Source organism: Rhizobacter sp. P2_D12 (genome assembly GCF_056404395.1).
This window is the reverse complement of sequence record NZ_JBFUEB010000034.1, coordinates 37,967-54,284: the sequence shown is the minus strand read 5'-3', so window position 1 is coordinate 54,284 and position 16,318 is coordinate 37,967. Positions and strand designations below refer to the sequence as shown.

At 70.8% G+C, this 16,318-nt stretch carries 16 protein-coding genes and 1 pseudogene; 12 read left to right on the top strand and 5 right to left on the bottom strand.

The window, feature by feature from the left end:
- From AC1DYN_RS13835 to AC1DYN_RS13800, 8 genes and pseudogenes are all read left to right on the top strand, one after another.
- Positions 1-688, top strand: a pseudogene (locus tag AC1DYN_RS13835) (GspL/Epsl periplasmic domain-containing protein); the annotation flags it as partial.
- Positions 685-1,221, top strand: a complete 537-nt coding sequence (locus AC1DYN_RS13830) for a type II secretion system protein M (RefSeq protein WP_477960383.1) — start codon at positions 685-687, stop codon at positions 1,219-1,221. The pseudogene AC1DYN_RS13835 and the gene AC1DYN_RS13830, both read left to right, overlap by 4 nt.
- A complete protein-coding gene (gspN, locus tag AC1DYN_RS13825; RefSeq protein ID WP_477960381.1) occupies positions 1,221-2,138 on the top strand; it encodes a type II secretion system protein N in 918 nt (305 codons plus the stop codon). The genes AC1DYN_RS13830 and gspN overlap by 1 nt, the downstream gene beginning before the upstream one ends.
- Before the next feature lie 47 nt (positions 2,139-2,185).
- Positions 2,186-4,360: a type II secretion system secretin GspD gene (gspD, locus tag AC1DYN_RS13820; protein WP_477960379.1), complete on the top strand. Its 2,175-nt coding sequence runs from the start codon at positions 2,186-2,188 to the stop codon at positions 4,358-4,360.
- Positions 4,361-4,363: 3 nt separating this feature from the next.
- On the top strand, positions 4,364-5,785 hold the full coding sequence (gspE, locus tag AC1DYN_RS13815; protein WP_477960377.1) for a type II secretion system ATPase GspE: 1,422 nt from the start codon (positions 4,364-4,366) through the stop codon (positions 5,783-5,785).
- An 8-nt stretch (positions 5,786-5,793) separates the two neighbouring features.
- Positions 5,794-7,008 (top strand): type II secretion system inner membrane protein GspF, encoded by a 1,215-nt coding sequence (gene gspF / locus AC1DYN_RS13810; protein WP_477960374.1) that lies wholly within the window; start codon positions 5,794-5,796, stop codon positions 7,006-7,008.
- Between the two features lie 129 nt (positions 7,009-7,137).
- The gene (locus AC1DYN_RS13805; protein ID WP_477960372.1) at positions 7,138-8,145 is read left to right on the top strand and encodes an AAA family ATPase; all 1,008 of its coding nucleotides are present in this window, start codon (positions 7,138-7,140) and stop codon (positions 8,143-8,145) included.
- Positions 8,146-8,239: 94 nt separating this feature from the next.
- Positions 8,240-8,659, top strand: coding sequence for a globin family protein (locus tag AC1DYN_RS13800; protein ID WP_477960370.1), 420 nt, complete (start codon positions 8,240-8,242; stop codon positions 8,657-8,659).
- On the opposite strand, the gene AC1DYN_RS13795 is transcribed toward AC1DYN_RS13800, so the two are convergent.
- The 3 genes from AC1DYN_RS13795 to AC1DYN_RS13785 are packed head-to-tail and all read right to left on the bottom strand — an operon-like array spanning position 8,656 to position 11,763.
- Entirely contained in the window at positions 8,656-10,656 is a 2,001-nt protein-coding gene (locus AC1DYN_RS13795; RefSeq protein WP_477960368.1) for a PAS domain-containing hybrid sensor histidine kinase/response regulator, read from the bottom strand. The two genes, AC1DYN_RS13800 and AC1DYN_RS13795, sit on opposite strands and share 4 nt — an antisense overlap.
- Positions 10,653-11,546, bottom strand: coding sequence for a response regulator (locus tag AC1DYN_RS13790; protein ID WP_477960366.1), 894 nt, complete (start codon positions 11,544-11,546; stop codon positions 10,653-10,655). Before AC1DYN_RS13790 ends, AC1DYN_RS13795 begins: the two co-directional genes overlap by 4 nt.
- A gap of 13 nt (positions 11,547-11,559) precedes the next feature.
- Positions 11,560-11,763 carry a hypothetical protein gene (locus AC1DYN_RS13785; protein ID WP_477960364.1) on the bottom strand — a complete coding sequence of 68 codons (204 nt, stop codon included), beginning with the start codon at positions 11,761-11,763 and terminating at the stop codon, positions 11,560-11,562.
- Positions 11,764-11,888: 125 nt separating this feature from the next.
- On the opposite strand from AC1DYN_RS13785, the gene AC1DYN_RS13780 reads away from it, so the two are divergent.
- Positions 11,889-12,824, top strand: coding sequence for a 5'-nucleotidase (locus tag AC1DYN_RS13780; RefSeq protein WP_477960362.1), 936 nt, complete (start codon positions 11,889-11,891; stop codon positions 12,822-12,824).
- On the opposite strand, the gene otnI is transcribed toward AC1DYN_RS13780, so the two are convergent.
- Complete coding sequence (gene otnI / locus AC1DYN_RS13775; RefSeq protein ID WP_477960360.1) at positions 12,809-13,609, bottom strand: 2-oxo-tetronate isomerase; 801 nt, start codon at positions 13,607-13,609, stop codon at positions 12,809-12,811. The two genes, AC1DYN_RS13780 and otnI, sit on opposite strands and share 16 nt — an antisense overlap.
- Before the next feature lie 12 nt (positions 13,610-13,621).
- A complete protein-coding gene (locus AC1DYN_RS13770; RefSeq protein ID WP_477960358.1) occupies positions 13,622-14,041 on the bottom strand; it encodes a PH domain-containing protein in 420 nt (139 codons plus the stop codon).
- A gap of 75 nt (positions 14,042-14,116) precedes the next feature.
- Here AC1DYN_RS13770 and AC1DYN_RS13765 point away from each other — a divergent pair, with 75 nt between their 5' ends.
- The 3 genes from AC1DYN_RS13765 to AC1DYN_RS13755 all read left to right on the top strand — a co-directional run bounded on the left by AC1DYN_RS13765 (position 14,117) and on the right by AC1DYN_RS13755 (position 16,315).
- Complete coding sequence (locus tag AC1DYN_RS13765; RefSeq protein ID WP_477960356.1) at positions 14,117-15,292, top strand: MFS transporter; 1,176 nt, start codon at positions 14,117-14,119, stop codon at positions 15,290-15,292.
- Positions 15,293-15,317: 25 nt separating this feature from the next.
- Positions 15,318-15,671 (top strand): YciI family protein, encoded by a 354-nt coding sequence (locus tag AC1DYN_RS13760; RefSeq protein WP_477960354.1) that lies wholly within the window; start codon positions 15,318-15,320, stop codon positions 15,669-15,671.
- A gap of 113 nt (positions 15,672-15,784) precedes the next feature.
- Positions 15,785-16,315, top strand: a complete 531-nt coding sequence (locus AC1DYN_RS13755) for an SRPBCC family protein (RefSeq protein ID WP_477960352.1) — start codon at positions 15,785-15,787, stop codon at positions 16,313-16,315.
- Positions 16,316-16,318: the final 3 nt, after the last annotated feature.

The following is a 16,318-nucleotide window of genomic DNA, read 5'->3' as shown; positions in this document are numbered from 1 at the left end:
GCAGCCGCAACCGCTGCCCGAAGGCGCGCGCTGGAGCGCGACGCCGGCCGCCGCGGCGCCGGCCGAGCGCTGGCTCGGCGCGCCGGTCAACGTGATGTCGCCGGCGCAGCGTGCACTGCAGGCCTCGCGCTCGCTGTGGAACCTGCGCCAGTTCTCGCTTGCCCGGAAGAACCGCGGTACGCGCGCGTTGCGCGACAGCTGGCGCAAGTTCCTGACGCCGGGCTGGCGCCCGCTGCGCTACGGGCTGATCGCGCTGGTCGCGGTGCAGCTGCTCGGCCTGAACCTGTGGGCGGCACATCAAAGCTCGGCCATCAGCGCGCGCAAGCAGGCGATGGTGAACCTGGTGGCGACGGCGCATCCGCAGTCCGCCGCGCAGGCCGCGCTCGACCCGTCGGCGACCATGCAGCGTGCCACCGACAGCCTGCGTGCCGCCGCCGGCCGGCCGGGCGAGACCGATCTCGAGCCGATGCTGCAGGCCGCCGCCGCGGCCTGGCCGCCCGACCGCCCGCCGGTCGACACGCTGCGCTTCGAGCCCGGCAAGCTGACGCTGGCCGCCACCGGCTGGAGCCCGCCGCAGATCGAGCAATTCCGCAACCAGTTGACCCCCGCCGGCTGGCAGGTCGAGGCCGTCGACGGCCGCCTGACCATCAGCCGCGCGCCGCCATCGACGCCAGGACGCCCGCTGTGAGCACCGCCCGCCCTTCAAGACCCTCGCGCGGCATCGCCCTGCCCGCCCCCCTCGCGGCCGTGCGCACCCAGCTGCTCRCCACCTGGAGCGGCCTGGCCCCGCGCGAACGCATGGGCGCCGGCGCCGCGATGCTGTTCGTCGGCCTGCTGATCGTCTGGATGATCGCGGTGGCCCCGGCACTGCGCGTGCTGCGCAGCGCGCCGGCCACGCTGGATGCGCTGGATGCCCAGCTGCAATCGATGCAACGCCTGGCCGGCGAGGTGCGCGAACTGCGCAGCGTCGCGCCGGTGTCGACCTCGCAGGCCGCGGACGCGCTGAAATCGGCCACCGACCGGCTGGGCGACAAGGCCCGCATCTCCATCCAGGGCGACCGTGCGACGCTGACGCTGGCCGGCATCTCCGGCGAGCGCCTGCGCGGCTGGCTCGGCGAGGTGCGCAGCGGCGCCCGCGCGCGCCCGATCGAGGCCCAGCTGACGCGCGGCCCGCAGGGCTACGGCGGCACGCTGATCGTCAGCTTCGGGGGAGGTGCCTGATGGCCCGCCCCTTCCTGCGGCCGCTCGGGCGTGCCGTGCCCAAGCGCGTCGCCAAGCGCCGCTTCGCCGCCAGCCTGAGCCCGTCGGCCTGGCAGGAATCGACCTTCGCCGAGATGGCCTGGGACCAGTCGCGCGGCGCCGCCACGCGCTGGGCGGTGGCCGGCACGGTGCTCGGGCTGCTCTTCGGGCTGGTCGCGTTCGCGCCGGCCAGCTGGCTGGCCTCGGCCATCGCGTCGGCCTCGGGCGAGCGCGTGCTGCTGGCCGATGCGCGCGGCACCGTGTGGTCGGGCAGCGCCGTCGTGGTGCTGACCGGCGGGCCGGGCAGCCGCGACGCCGCCTCGCTGCCCGGCCGGCTCGACTGGTCGCTCGGGCTGCGCGGTCTCGGCCTCGAGCTGGTGGCGCGCCAGGCCTGCTGCCTGAACGGCAACGTCGCGCTGCAGATCAAGCCCGGCTTCGGCCGCCTGGCCCTCACGCTGATGCCGCAACCCGGCTGGACCGGCCAGTGGCCGGGGGCGCTGCTGGGCGGGCTGGGCACGCCGTGGAACACCTTGCAGCTCGGCGGCGCGCTGCGCCTGGCCTCGCCCGGGCTGACGATGGAGTGGGTGCAGGGCCGCTGGCTGTTGAGCGGCAGTGCCGACGTCGAGCTGCTGGGCGCGGCCTCGCGGGTGTCGTCGCTCGAGAGGCTGGGCAGCTACCGGCTGTCGGTGTCGGGCAACCCCGGCGGCGGGCCGTCGCAGCTCTCGCTGACGACGCTCGAGGGCGCGTTGCAACTTTCGGGCAATGGCAGCGTCGGCGCCAATGGCGTGCGGTTTCGCGGCGAGGCGCGCGCGAACAGCGGCGACGAAGCTGCCCTGAGCAATTTGCTGAACATCATCGGGCGGCGCAATGGCGCCGTGTCCGTCATTTCGATCGGATGAGTATGAAAAAGCGCCCTCTCGCAAAGCGCCCTCTCGTTTCTGCGCTGGTGGCCGCATTGCTGGCGACCCACTTCGGCAGCGTGCCGCTGGTGCTGGCGCAGAACGCCGCCCCCGCCGTGCCGGCACCGTCGCGCTTCAAGGGCGAGCCGGTGACGCTGAACTTCGTCAATGCCGACATCGAGGGCGTGTCGCGCGCGATGGGCGCGATCCTGAAGCAGCAGTTCGTCGTCGACCCGCGCGTCAAGGGCACGATCACGCTCTTCAGCGAAGAGCCGATGACGCCGCGCGAGGCCTACCTGAACTACCTGGCGGCGCTGCGCGGCCTGGGCTTCACGGTGGTCGAGGTCGGCGGGCTGTTCAAGGTGGTGCCCGAGGCCGACGCCAAGCTGCAGTCGGGCACGGTGTCGATCGGCTCGGTGTCGCGCCAGGGCGACCAGGTGCTGACGCAGATCTTCAAGCTCAGCCACGAGAACGCCAACAACCTGGTGCCGGTGCTGCGTCCGCTGATCAGCCCCAACAACACCATCAACGCCAACCCCGGCAACAACACGCTGGTCATCACCGACTACGCCGACAACCTGACGCGCATCGGCAAGATCATCGCGGCGATGGACACGCCGAGCTCGGGCGACGTCGAGATCATCCCGCTGAAGTACGCGGTGGCCACCGACCTGGCCACCGTGGTGCAGCGCCTGAGCGACGGCAGCGGCGGCGCGGCCCAGGGCGGCGCGCCGGGCATCGGCGCCACGTCGTCGATCCTGGTCGATGCGCGCAGCAACGCACTGATCGTGCGCGCGTCGACGCCGGCCCGCATGGCCAACATCAAGTCGGTGATCGAGAAGCTCGACAAGCCGATGGTGGGCGACAACCCGATGGGCAACATCTACGTCGTCTACCTGAAGAACGGCGACGCGGTGAAGCTGGCCACGGTGCTGCGCGCCGCGTTCAGCGCGACCGGCGGCGGTGCCGGCGGCGGCGGGGGTGGCAGCTCGCCGACCGCCTCGCTGGCGCAGGCCGCCAACCCGAACCAGCAGGGCGGTGCCAGCCCGCAGGCGGTCGCACCCCTCAGCCCGTCGGCCGCACCGTCCACCGGCGGCATGATCCAGGCCGACCCGGCCAGCAACTCGCTGATCATCACCGCGCCCGAGCCGGTCTACAAGCAGCTGCGCGCCGTCATCGACCAGCTCGACTCGCGCCGCGCGCAGGTCTACATCGAGAGCATGATCGTCGAGGTGACCGGCGACAACGCCGCGCAGGCCGGCTTCCAGTGGCAGGGCCTGATCGGCAAGAGCGGCGACTCCACCGGCATCGTCGGCGGCACCAACTTCGGCCAGAGCGGCAAGGGCAACCTGATCAACATCGACGCCACCGGCGTCACCGCCGGCCTGGGCGAAGGCCTGAACATCGGCGTGATCCGCAAGTTCGCCGGGCAGTACGGGCTGGCCGCGATCGCCAACCTGCTGCAGAGCCAGACCAACAGCAACATCATCTCGACCCCGAACCTGATCACGCTCGACAACGAGGAAGCGAAGATCATCGTCGGCAGCAACGTGCCGTTCATCACCGGCCAGTTCACCAACACCGGCACCGCGACCACCAGCCCGTTCCAGACGGTGGAGCGCAAGGACGTCGGCATCACGCTGAAGATCAAGCCGCAGATCGGCGAGAACGGCGCGGTGCGCATGACGATCTTCCAGGAATCGTCCAGCCTGTCGGACAAGGTCGCGCCCGGCACCACCAGCGCCGGCCCGTCGACCAACAAGCGCTCGATCGAATCGACGGTGGTGGTCGACGACGGCGAGATCATCGTGCTGGGCGGCCTGATCGAGGACAAGTTCACCGAGACCAACAACAAGGTGCCGCTGCTCGGCGACATCCCGGTGGTGGGTGCGCTGTTCCGCAGCCAGAGCCGCCAGAAGACGCGCACCAACCTGATGGTGTTCCTGCGCCCGATCGTGATGCGCGATGCGGCCACGTCGAACGCCGTCTCGCTGGACCGCTACGAGACCATCCGCGCACAGCAGAGGTCCGAGCAGCCGCGCAACAGCTGGATCACGCCGATCAACGAATCGCCGGTGCTGCCGCCGCTGAACACGCTGCAGAGCTCCGAGAAGGCGCTGGCCGCCCCGCCGCCGAAGCCGATCCGCAACCCGGCGCTGCCGGCGGCGCCCGCGAACGGCGCGTCGGCCCCCGATCCGGCCGCCAGCCAGCCGGGGCAGTAGGCCATGTCGACCCGCCACCCCCTGCCCTACGCCTACGCGAAGGCGCACACGCTGCTGCTGGAAGACGAAGGCGAGCGCCTGGTGCTGTGGGCGCCCGAGACGGTGTCGCTGCCGGCGCTGAGCGAGGTGCTGCGGCTGTACTCGATCGATGCGCTCGAGCGCGAGCCGGCCTCGACGCTGGCCAACCGCATCGCCGCCGCCTATGCCGGCAGCGAATCGAGCGCCGCGGTCGTGATCGGCGAGGTCGAGAGCAAGGTCGACCTGAGCCGCATGATGCAGGACCTGCCGGCCATCGAGGACCTGCTGGAAGCGTCGAACGACGCGCCCATCATCCGCATGCTGAACGCGCTGCTGACGCAGGCCGCGAAGGACGGCGCGAGCGACATCCACATCGAGCCCTACGAGCGCTCGAGCTCGGTGCGCTTTCGCGTCGACGGCACGCTGCGCGAGGTGGTGCAACCGAACAAGGCGCTGCACGCGGCGCTGATCTCGCGGCTGAAGATCATGGCCGAGCTGGACATCGCCGAGAAGCGCCTGCCGCAGGACGGCCGCATCTCGCTGCGCATCGGCGGCCGCGCGGTCGACGTGCGGGTGTCGACGCTGCCGTCGGCGCACGGCGAGCGCGCGGTGCTGCGCCTCCTGGACAAGGGCGAATCCAAGTTCACGCTCGAAGGCCTGGGCATGGGCGGCGACACGCTGGCGCGCTTCAACAAGCTGGTGCAGCAGCCGCACGGCATCGTGCTGGTGACCGGCCCGACCGGTTCGGGCAAGACGACCACGCTGTACGCATCGCTGGGCCGCGTCGACACCGCCACCACCAACGTGCTGACGGTGGAGGACCCGGTGGAATACGAACTGGGCGGCATCGGCCAGACCCAGGTCAACGCGAAGATCGACCTGACCTTCGCGAAGGCGCTGCGTGCGATCCTGCGCCAGGACCCGGACGTCATCATGATCGGCGAGATCCGCGACTTCGAGACCGCGCAGATCGCGATCCAGGCCTCGCTGACGGGCCACCTGGTGCTGGCCACGCTGCACACCAACGACGCGCCGAGCGCGGTGACCCGGCTGACCGACATGGGCGTCGAGCCCTTCCTGCTCAGCTCCAGCCTGCTGGGCGTGCTGGCGCAGCGGCTGGTGCGCAAGCTGTGCCCGCACTGCAAGAAGCAGGATGCCAAGGGCCGCTGGCACCCGGTGGGTTGCAGCGAATGCGGCAACTCCGGCTACAAGGGCCGCACCGGCGTCTACGAACTGATGGTGGCCGACGAGAAGGTGCGGGCGCTGATCCACAGCCGCGCGGCGGAATCGCAGGTGTTCGTCGCGGCGGAAGCCGGCGGCATGCGCTCGATGCGCGAGGACGGCGACCGCCTGGTGTCGGAAGGCGTGACCTCGGCTGAAGAAGTCATGCGCGTCACGCGCGAATAGGTTCGGCCATGCCTGCTTATCGTTTCGAGGCGATCAACGCCGCCGGCAAATCCAGCAGTGGCCTGCTGGAGGCGGACAACGCCAAGGCGGCGCGGGCGCAGCTGCGTGCGCAGGCGCTGGTGCCGCTGGAGGTGACGCAGGTGGCGTCGGCCGGCACGCAGCCGACCGGCCTGAAGATGGTGCGCCGCGTGTTCAGCTCGACCGGGCTGGCGGTATGGACGCGCCAGCTGGCCGGGCTGGTGGGCTCGGGCTTGCCGCTGGAACGGGCGCTGACGGCGCTGAGCGACGAGGCCGAAGACCCGAAGCAGCGCGAGCTGATCGCCCACCTGCGCAGCGAGGTCAACGGCGGCTCGCCGTTCGCCCGCGCGCTGGGCGGGGCGCCGCGCGAGTTCGACGACGTCTACCGCGCGGTCGTGGGGGCCGGCGAGCAAAGCGGCGCGCTGGGCCGCGTGCTGGAACGGCTGGCGGACGACCTGGARGAGCGCCAGCAGCTCAAGTCCAAGATCATCGGCGCAACGCTGTACCCGGCCATCGTGTCGCTGATCGCGGTGGTGATCGTGATCTTCCTGGTGACCTACGTGGTGCCGCAGGTGGCGTCGGTGTTCACCAGCTCGAAGCGGGCGCTGCCCGGGTTGACGGTCGCGATGCTCGCGATCAGCGCGTTCCTGCGCAACTACGGCTGGGTGCTGCTGCTGCTGATCGCCGGCGGCGTCGTGACGCTGCGGCTGATGCTGCGCAACGCCTTGTTCCGCGAGCAGTTCGATGCGAGCTGGCTGACGCTGCCACTGATCGGCAAACTCTCGCGCGGCTACAACGCGGCGCGCTTTGCCGGCACGCTGGCGATGCTGGCGAATGCCGGCGTGCCGATCCTGAAGGCGCTGCAGGCGGCCGCCGAGACGCTGTCCAACCATGCCATGCGTGCCGATGCGCTGGATGCGCTGGTGCAGGTGCGCGAGGGCGCGCCCTTCGCATCGGCGATGGCGGCGAAGAAGCGCTTCCCGGGGCTGTTGTCGATGTTCGCGCGGCTGGGCGAGCAGACCGGGCAGTTGCCGCAGATGCTGGACCGCGCCGCCAAGCAGCTGGGGCAGGAGGTGCAGCGCCGCGCGATGGCGATGGCCACCATCCTGGAGCCGCTGCTGATCGTCGCGATGGGCGGGGCGGTGATGCTGATCGTTCTCGCGGTTCTGTTGCCGATCATCCAGCTCAATACCTGGGTGAAATAGGGCCCCGCTGGCATGCGTCCTGCATGCCCTCCCCCGGAACTGAGCGGTGTTTCGGGTTTTCATTGATGGCTCGCCGGTGAACGGCTTTGCTTCAATGAACTCCAAGGTCTGCGTCCTCTGGAGGTTTCGATGAGCGCATCCAAGCAGTTGGTCCCGGTGTCGTCCCCTTCTTCGCGAGGCGGCATCCCGATTGCCCGCATGCGCAGCCTCTACCGAGTCGACGAGGTCGGCCGCAAGCTCGACAAGCTGCCGCACAAGGAACACGAGAGCCTGCGCTCCACCTACGAACGCATGCTCGAGAAGGGCCCCGATCGCTTCCAGGTCAAGCCGTCCGGCCTGCCGGCGATGGACCACCTGTACGACGAACTGCCCAACTTCACCGAGGTGCTCGACGACGTCAAGCGCCAGCTCGCGCTGTGCGAAGACAGCCGCGATGCGCTCGAGATCACGCCGCTGCTGCTGCTCGGCCCGCCCGGCGTCGGCAAGACGCATTTCGCCCGCGAGCTGTCGCAGCTGCTCGGCACCGGCATGGGCTTCATGTCGATGAGCTCGATGACCGCCGGCTGGGTGCTCAGCGGCGCCTCCAGCCAATGGAAGGGCGCCCGCCCCGGCAAGCTTTTCGAGACGCTGGTCGACGGCCAGTACGCCAACCCGGTGATGGTGGTCGACGAGATCGACAAGGCCGGCGGAGAACACGCCTACGACCCGCTGGGCGCGCTGTACGGCCTGCTCGAGCACGACACTGCCGGCAGCTTCGTCGACGAGTTCGCCGAGGTGCCGATCGACGCCAGCCAGGTGATCTGGGTCGCGACCGCCAACGACGGCCGCGCCATCCCCGACCCGATCCTGAACCGCATGAACGTCTACGAGGTGCAGGCGCCCGACCGCGACGCGGCGCGCCGCATCGCCGCCCGGCTGTACGACGGCATCCGCCGCGACCACGCCTGGGGCGAGCGCTTCGAGGCCGAACCGCGCGCCGACGTGCTCGACCGCATGAGCGAGATGGCGCCGCGCGAGATGCGCCGCGCCTGGATGACGGCCTTCGGCAACGCCAAGCTGGCGCGCCGCGAGCACGTCGCCTGTGCCGACCTGCCCGATTTCGGCGCGAAGAAGTCGGCCATCGGCTTCATGCAGTGACAAACGAAACACGGCCGCGCGCAAGCTGAAACGGCGCCGAATCATTCGGCGGCGATCCTGTGTTCCTGACACGAACGCAGCAGGATTCGCCCCCATGACGCCGCAAGAAATCCACCTGATCCGCCACAGCTTCGGCCGCATCCAGCCGGACTCCGCCCGGACGGCCCAGTTGTTCTACGACAACCTGTTCGCCGCCGACCCGGGCCTGCGCGAGCTGTTCCGCACCGACATCCGCCACCAGGGCGAACGCCTGATGACGATGCTGGCCGCCGCGATCCGCGTGCTGGACGATCCGTTCACGCTGCACGCCGCGTTGCGCCTGCTCGGCAAGCGCCACGCCGCCTATGGCGTGCACGACGAGCACTACGGCACCGTCGGCGGCGCGCTGCTGAAGACCCTGCACCAGGGGCTGGGCGAGGCCTTCACGCCCGAGGTGCACGACGCCTGGGCCGCGATGTACCGCGTGGTGTCGCGCACGATGATGGAAGCGGCGCGCGAAGGCGCCACCGCCTAGCTGCAGGACACGAGTGCCGCGACGCGCGCCAGCAGGTCCGCCTTGGAGAACGGCTTGTCCAGCCCCGCGCAGCGCGCCTCCCTCAGGAACTCCCGCGCGTCCGGCGACAAGGTGTCGCCGGTGACGAACAGCATGTGCCGTGCAAGCGCCGGCCGGCGCCGCTGCACCTCGCGCCACAGCGTCGCGCCGTCGATGTCGGGCATGCGCAGGTCGGAGACGATCGCGTCGAAGCCTGCCATCTCCAGCAAGGCCAGCGCGACCGCGCCCGATTCGGCGACGGCCACGTCGTAGCCGGCGCCTTCCAGCATCTCGCGCATCAGGCCCAGCAGCTCGGGCTCGTCGTCGACCACCAGCAGCCGCGCCTTCGACGGCGCTTCGGCGGCCGCCGCCTGCGGTGCCGCGGCCACCTCGTCCGCGACGCCGCTGACCGGCACGCTGAGCCGGAAGCTCGCGCCGCCCTCCGCGCCGGCCGATTCGAGGATCAGGTCGCCGCCATGCTCGCGCGCGAGCGAGCGCGACACCGCCAGCCCGAGGCCGGTGCCCATGCCCTCGGCCTTGGTCGTGAAGAAGGGCTCGAAGATGCGCGCCGCCAGCTCCGCCGACACCCCCGGCCCGCTGTCCGCCACCCGCAGCCACACGCGCTGCGCGCGGTTGTCGCGCCGCGCCTCGACGCCCGTCTGCACCTTGACGCGCCGCCGCGCATCCAGCCCCGCCAGCGCCTGCTGTGCATTGACCAGCAGGTTCAGCACCACCTGGCCGACCTGGTCGCCGTCGGCGTGGATGGCCGGCAGCCCCGGCTCCAGCTCGGTCTCCAGCTCGATGCCGTGCGTGCGGTAGCTGTAGTGCAGCATCTCGACCGCGGCGCGCACCAGGTCGTTCATGTCGACCGTGCCGCGCTGCGGCGGCTTGCTGCGTGCCATGTCCAGGAAGGTGCGCACGATGCGCCCGCAGCGCTCGGCCGCCTCGCGGATGCGCAGCACGTCGGCCTTCAACGCGTCGTCCTCGCACTTCTCCTCCAGCAGGCTGGCACGCCCCATCACGATCGCCAGCGGGTTGTTCAGCTCGTGCGCGACACCGGCCAGCAGGCTGCCCATCGCGGTCAGCTTCTCGCTCTGGCGCAGCGCCTCGCGCTGGCGTTCGATCTGCTGCGCCGCGCCGTGGCGCTCGGTCACGTCGACCATCGACGCGGTGTAGAACGCGGTGCCGCCGACGTCGGTACGCCACAGCACCATCTCGATCGGGAACTCGCTGCCGTCGGCGCGCAGCGCGAACAGCTCGAGGCGCTTGCCCAGCACGCGCGGCGCACCGCCCGCCTCGAGCCGCCCGATGCCGGCCTCGTGCGCGCCGCGGTAGCGTTCGGGCATCACGACCTCGCTGACGCGCCGGCCGATCACCTCGGCGCGGGTGCGGCCGAACATCGCCTCGGCCGACGGGTTGAACTCGACGATGCGGCCGTGGCCGTCGGTCGAGATCAGCGCGGCCAGCGCGTGGTCGACGATGGCCGACTTCAGTGCCTCGCTGGCACGCAGCTGCTCGAGCTGCTCGGCCAGTTGCTCCTCGTGCAGCTTCAGCTCGGTGTGGTCGCGCCCGAACACCACGATGGCCTGCACCGGCTCGCCGGGCGGCCCGTAGGGCACCAGGGTCTCGTGGATGAAGCGGCGCCCTCGCGTCGGGTACTCGACCCAGCCCTGCCAGCGCAGCGACTCGCCGCCGAACAGCCGGCCGGCCCACGGCAGGTAACCCTCGTACGAGGCCTGCCCGATCACCTCGGCCAGGTGGCGGCCGGCGATCTGCTGCGGCGTCAGGCCGAAGAAGGCGGCGGCCTCGCGGTTCGCATAGTGGTAGCAGTGGTCGGGGCCGATCACCGCGACGCGCGCGGTGATGTGGTCGAGCAGCGAACTCATCAGCGCCGGGTCCAGCGCGGCGGCTTCCGTGTCGGGGCGCTCGCCCCACCTCAGGTTGCCGGTCCAGCTGAACTCGCGCTGCAGCCCCCTCATGCGTCCGCAGCGTGGGGCACGAACACGTAGCCCACGTTGCGAACGGTCTTCAGCACTTCCGGCTTGTCGGGGTTGGATTCGATCTTGCGCCGCAGCCGCATCACGCGCAGGTCGATCGAACGGTCGAACACGTCCCAGCCGCGGTTGTGCGCCTGCTCCATGATCTGGTCGCGGTTCAGCGGCCGGTTCGGGTTGCGCGCGAACAGCGACAGCAGGTCGAACTCGGCGGCGCTGATCTCGACCTCGCGCTGGTCGTCGATCGCGAACAGGCGGCGCTGGTCCAGGTCGAGTTCGCAGATGCCGAAGCGCACCCGCTTGGTGTTCACGGGCTGCGCGGCGGCGGCGGCCAGCTGCGGCGCCAGGGTCGCCAGCGTCACCCGGCGCAGCACGGCGCGGATGCGCGCCAGCAGCTCGCGCATCTCGAAGGGCTTGGGCACGTAGTCGTCGGCACCGAGTTCCAGCCCGACGATGCGGTCGACCGACTCGCCGGCCGTCGTCAGCATCACCAGGCCCATGCGCGGGTGGCGCTCACGCATCCAGCGCGCGAGCGACAGGCCGTTCTCGCCGGGCATGTTGACGTCGAGGATGGCCAGGTCGGGGACGGCGTCGGCCAGCATCTCGCGCGCCTGCGCCGCGTCCTGCGCGGTGCGCACGCTCAGGCCGTGGCGGCCGAAGTATTCGCTCAGCAGCGAGCGGATCTCGGGCTCGTCGTCCACGACCAGCACGACGGGGGTGGCGGCTTGCGCGCCGGTCGCCATGGGCAGGGTCCCTCGGTCTGGGTTGTCGCGGGTGATTCGCGTCGGATCATATCGGTCCGGCGGGGCGACGCGGGCGCGGTTCGCGCCGCTCAGCACCGCGGTGATCCATTCGGTGGCGGTCGGCGTGTTCATCGGGCGGCCCGGTTCAGAGTGTCAGGTGGATGTGGGCGATGTCTTCGGCGAAGGCTTCGCTGCGGAACACCACCGGCCGGGTGTCGGCGAAGTCGAGCCGGTGCGCCTGCGCGAAGCGGGCGCGCTGCACCGCGACGCGCGACGGCCGGCGCGCGGGCGTGCCGCCCTGGCGGGAGAACAGGCGTTGCAGCGTGGCGGTGACGAGGGTCGCGGTCATGGAAGGCTCCTGGGGACTTGTTGGTGTTCGGATGCCGCCAGTGTCGGCAGCGCCGGTATCAGTGCCGTTTCCGGTCCGCCGCGCCGCGTTTCATTTGTTTCAGCGCCGCCTCGTATCATCCCGGCATGCCCGCCACCCTCGCCGGCCAGCTCGTCGTGGCCATTTCCTCGCGCGCCCTGTTCGACTTCGAAGAAGAGAACCAGCTCTTCGAGGCCGAAGACGACCGCGCCTACATGCAACTGCAGCTGCAGCGCGTGGCCGAACCGGCCAAGCCGGGCGTCGCGTTCTCGCTGGTCAACAAGCTGCTGGCCTTCAATGCCGCTTCGCCCCAGGCCTCGGTCGAGGTGGTGATCCTGTCGCGCAACGACCCGGTGTCGGGCATGCGCGTGTTCCGCTCGGCCCAGCACTACGGGCTGCCGATCCAGCGCGGCGTGTTCACGCGCGGCGAATCGCCGTGGCGCTACTTGCGGCCGCTGAACGCGCACCTGTTCCTGTCGACCAACGAGGCCGACGTGCGCTCGGCGCTGCAGGCCGGCGTGCCGGCGGCGCGGGTGTACCCGCATTCGGCGCGCGCGTCCGACGCCCATCCGCACGAGGTGCGCATCGCGTTCGACGGCGACGCGGTGCTGTTCTCCGACGAGGCCGAGCAGGTGTTCCAGAGCGCCGGCCTCGACGCCTTCCAGGCCCACGAGCGCGACAAGGCGCTGAAGCCGCTGCCGGCCGGGCCGTTCAAGCCCCTGCTCGAGGCCCTGCAGCTGCTGCAACGCCAGGCCTCGCCGGCGATGCGGGTGCGCACCGCGCTCGTCACCGCGCGCAGCGCACCGGCGCACGAGCGCGCGATCCGCACGCTGATGGACTGGGACATCGAGGTCGACGAGGCGATGTTCCTCGGCGGCCTGCCCAAGGGCGAGTTCCTGCGCGAGTTCGAACCCGACTTCTTCTTCGACGACCAGACCGGCCACATCGAGAACGCGTCGGCCCACGTGCCGTCCGGCCACGTGGCGGCCGGCGTGTCGAACCTGATCGCGCAGGTGAAGGCGGCGGCTCAGACCGAGCGCTGATCGGCCGCCCGTTTGCGCCACCAGCCCAGGCCGGCCGAGGTGCCGTGCTGCGGCCGGTACTCGCAGCCGATGAAGCCGTCGTAGCCCAGCTCGTCGATCACGTCGAACAGGTAGGCGCAGTTCAGCTCCCCGACGTCGGGCTCGTGGCGCTGCGGCACGCCGGCCACCTGCATGTGGCCGACGCGGCCGCTCGGCAGGTACTGGCGCAGCTTCATCGCGACGTCGCCCTCGACGATCTGGCAGTGGTACAGATCCATCTGCACCTTCAGGTTCGGGCGCCCGAGTTCGAGCACCACCGCATGCGCCTCGGCCTGGCGGTTCAGGAAGTAGCCGGGGATGTCGCGCGTGTTGATCGGCTCGATCATCAGGTCGATGCCGGTCGGCGCCGCTCGGTCGGCGGCCCAGGCCAGGTTGGCCAGGTAGCACTCGCGCAGCCAGCCGCGGTCGACGTGGTCCGGCGCGATGCCGGCCATCACGTGCAGGCGCGGGCAGCCGATGTCGGCCGCGAGCGCCAGCGCGTGCTCGATGCCTTCGCGGAACGCCGCCTCGCGCCCGGGCAGGCAGGCCAGGCCGCGCTCGCCCTGCGCCGCATCGCCCGGCGGCGCGTTGAACAGCACCTGCTGCAGCCCGTGGCCGTGCAGCCGCGCCTTCAGCTCCGCCGCCGACAGCTCGTACGGGAACAGGCATTCGACCGCGGTGAAGCCGTCGCGCGCCGCCGCCTCGAAGCGGTCGGCGAAGGCGTGCTCGGCATACATCAGGCTCAGGTTGGCGGCGAACTTCGGCACGGCGCGTCCCTTTCAGCGCTGCGAGGCGCCGTCCTGCGCTTCCATGAAGGCGCGGCGGAAGGCCAGCGGCTTCGAGATGCCCTTCAAGGGCGCCTGCGGCGTACCGGCGCCCGAGATCAGCAGCGAGCCGAAATCGAGCATGCGCCCCATCACCGTCTGGTCGACCTGGATGGACTCGACCTTGTTGATGTTGATCTCGATGGTCTGGCGCGAGATGAAGCCCTGCTTGACGATCACCCGCTTGCTGGTCACCGCCAGCTCGGTGGTCTTGTACATCACGTAGGCATAACCCCAGGCGATCAGGCCGATGCCGAAGGCCGGCAGCAGCACCAGCCCGAGCAGCAGCGGCACCCACAGCGACCACAGGCTCACATGGGCGTGGTGCAGCACGCGTTCATCCGGGGTCAGGGCGCCTTCGATGTAGCTGGACATGGTGTTCCTCGTTGACTGGCGCGTGACGATAGCAGGGCGGCGTTGCTACAGTGCGCCCTCGCCTGCCGAACCCCGATGCCCTCCGCCATCCGCACCGTCCTGCCGCTGTCCATCGTCACCGCCACCAGCATGCTGGCGATGGACCTGTTCCTGCCGGCCGTGCCGACGCTGCAGGCCTCGCTGGGCATTGACGTCACGCAGGCGCAGGCGACGGTGGCGGTGTTCCTGGCCGGGCTTGCGGCCTCGCAGCTGATCTGGGGCGAAGCGCTGACGCGGTTCGGCCCGCGCCGCTGCGTGCTGGCCGGCATCACGCTGCTGGTGCTGTCGGCCTTCGGTTGCGCGCTCGCGCCGGACATCGGCTGGCTGCTCGCGATGCGCGCGGTCCAGGGCGCCGCGGCCGGTGCCGCGACGGTGGTCGCGCCCAGCGTCGTGCGCGCGACGCTTCCCGACGAGCATGCGGTCAAGGGCATCGCGTCGATCGCGATGATCGAATCGGCGGTGCCGGCCGCCGGGCCGGTGCTGGGCAGCGCGCTGCTGCTGGTGATGGACTGGCGCGCGACCTTCTGGATCCTCGGCGGCGTCACGCTGCTCGCGCTGCCGTTCGTCGTGCGCGTCACGCCGCGCGAGCTGCCGGGCCTGGACCGCAGCGCGGTGGCGCACTACGGCGCCATCCTGGCCAACCGCAAGTACGTGCGGCTGGCGCTGTGCCATGCGCTGTGCTTCGGCGCGCTGCTGAGCTTCGTTGCCAGTGCGCCGCAGCTGATGGTGCACGCCTTCGGACGGGGCGCCGGCAGCTTCGCGGCGCTGCAGGTGATGAGCGTGCTGTGCTTCATGGGCGTGGCCAGCCAGTCGGGCCGCATCAGCCGGCGCATCGGCGCCGCACGCGCGGTGCAGTGGGGCTGCTGGGCGCATGTCGCGCTGTGCGGCCTCTTCGTGCTGGCCGCGGCATGGTTCAGGCTGGACTTCGCCGCGGTGGCGGTGTTCTGGTGCGGCTTCTGCGCGGTGCTGGCGGTGCGCGGCCCGGCCGCCTTCAGCGAGGCGCTCGCGCTGCCGCCGGTGCAGATGGGCCGGGCCTCGGCGATGCTGATGCTCGCGATCCTGGCCGCCGGCGCGCTCGGCACGCAGGCGGTGGCGCCCTTCATGTCGGCCGCGTCGGCGCTGCCGCTGGCGGTCGCGATGCTGCTGCTGTGCGGGCTCAGCCTCGCGTTGGTGCTGCCCTACCCCCACCCCGCCCCACCCGCTTCACAATGACACCTTCACCGCGAACGGAGACCCCATGTCGTACATGATGCTCATCGTCGAACCCGTCGAACAGCGCAAGCAGCGCACGCCCGCGCAAGGCCAGGAGGCCTACGACCGCATGCTGGGCTATGCCGAGCAGCTGAAGACCCGCGGCCTGCTGAAGAGCGCCGAATCGCTGCTGTCGCAGGACCGCGCGGTGCGCGTGCAAAAGCGCAGCGGCGAGGCGCGCCTGGTCGACGGCCCGTTCGCCGAGGCCAAGGAGATGATCGGCGGCTTCTTCGTGCTGGACTGCAAGACGCGCGAAGAGGCCGTGGCCATCGCCGCCGACTGCCCGGCCGCCGAGTGGTGCACGATCGAAGTGCGCGAGCTGGGCCCCTGCTTCGCCTGATGCTCAGGGTTTTCCCTTTGTCATCGGCAGCGGTGTCGATTCCCGGCGCGATCGGCCGTCGTGGCAACAGGTGCGGATCGATCCGCGCCGCCCGCCACGCCCAGGAGCCGATCATGCTGAAGACCACCTTGCTCACCATCGCCGCGGCGCTCGCCGTGCTGCTCGCCTATGCCGCGACGCGCCCCGACACCTTCCGCGTCGAGCGCAGCCTGCGGATCCAGGCACCGCCCGAACGGCTGCACGCGATGATCAACGACCTGCGCAGCTTCAACACCTGGAACCCGTACGAACGCAAGGACCCGGCGCTGCAGGGCAGCTACGGTGCCACCACGGTCGGCAAGGGTGCGAGCTACGGCTGGCAGAGCAAGGAGATCGGCAGCGGCAGGATGGCCATCGTCGACACCGTGCCGGCCTCGAAGGTCACGATGACGCTGGACTTCATCGAGCCTTTCGAAGCGCACAACCATGCCGAATTCACGCTGCGGCCCGAGCCGGGCGGCACCCGCGTGACCTGGGCGCTGCACGGCCCGGTGCCGTACGTCGCGAAGGTGATGCACCTGTTCTTCAACGTCGACCGCATGGTCGGCAGCGACTTCGAGGCGGGCCTGGCCAACCTGAAGACGCTGGCCGAGAAAAGCGCCTGAGGC

Coding starts and splice junctions, on each gene's coding strand:
- AC1DYN_RS13755 (WP_477960352.1), top strand. CDS start 15,785: ATGCTGAAGACCACCTTGCTCACCATCGCCGCGGCGCTCGCCGTGCTG.
- gspN (WP_477960381.1), top strand. CDS start 1,221: ATGGCCCGCCCCTTCCTGCGGCCGCTCGGGCGTGCCGTGCCCAAGCGC.
- AC1DYN_RS13780 (WP_477960362.1), top strand. CDS start 11,889: ATGCCCGCCACCCTCGCCGGCCAGCTCGTCGTGGCCATTTCCTCGCGC.
- AC1DYN_RS13770 (WP_477960358.1), bottom strand. CDS start 14,041: ATGTCCAGCTACATCGAAGGCGCCCTGACCCCGGATGAACGCGTGCTG.
- AC1DYN_RS13790 (WP_477960366.1), bottom strand. CDS start 11,546: ATGAACACGCCGACCGCCACCGAATGGATCACCGCGGTGCTGAGCGGC.
- AC1DYN_RS13805 (WP_477960372.1), top strand. CDS start 7,138: ATGAGCGCATCCAAGCAGTTGGTCCCGGTGTCGTCCCCTTCTTCGCGA.
- AC1DYN_RS13765 (WP_477960356.1), top strand. CDS start 14,117: ATGCCCTCCGCCATCCGCACCGTCCTGCCGCTGTCCATCGTCACCGCC.
- AC1DYN_RS13785 (WP_477960364.1), bottom strand. CDS start 11,763: ATGACCGCGACCCTCGTCACCGCCACGCTGCAACGCCTGTTCTCCCGC.
- gspE (WP_477960377.1), top strand. CDS start 4,364: ATGTCGACCCGCCACCCCCTGCCCTACGCCTACGCGAAGGCGCACACG.
- AC1DYN_RS13800 (WP_477960370.1), top strand. CDS start 8,240: ATGACGCCGCAAGAAATCCACCTGATCCGCCACAGCTTCGGCCGCATC.
- AC1DYN_RS13760 (WP_477960354.1), top strand. CDS start 15,318: ATGTCGTACATGATGCTCATCGTCGAACCCGTCGAACAGCGCAAGCAG.
- AC1DYN_RS13795 (WP_477960368.1), bottom strand. CDS start 10,656: ATGAGGGGGCTGCAGCGCGAGTTCAGCTGGACCGGCAACCTGAGGTGG.